The 345-nt window shown below is 51.0% G+C and carries 1 protein-coding gene; it reads right to left on the bottom strand.

Annotated elements, in window-relative coordinates; all coding sequences use genetic code 11:
• Positions 1–276 (bottom strand): hypothetical protein (locus AC0LWN_RS32715; protein ID WP_474672756.1); only part of this gene is annotated, 276 nt, incomplete at its 3' end.
• Positions 277–345 lie beyond the last annotated feature (69 nt).

Here is a 345-nt window from a genome sequence, read left to right on the forward strand (position 1 = left end):
CTCCATCGCCAGCTCGACCAGGCCCATCGCCATTGCTGTTGCCAGTGCAATAGCCGCCGGTTCGATCAGCTTTTGCCAGCCTTGGCTGAGGTAAGTGCCAATGTGGACAGAGGCCTCTGCCAGTGTCTGCGCAACAGATACAATCGCCTGCGCTTCCATGACGGTCATTAAAATATTCATCAGTAGCGGAAGAGCAGCCGTGATGGCTCCACCCGTGACGATTTCTGCGACAACAACGCCCACCAATATCCCGATGACCGCCGCCAAAAGCTTCAATCCATTACTCTTCATCCATTTTATTACATATGTTTTTATCTGGTCAAACACCATTTTGGCATTGTTTGC

It is taken from the genome of Paenibacillus sp. sgz302115 (assembly GCF_056120445.1).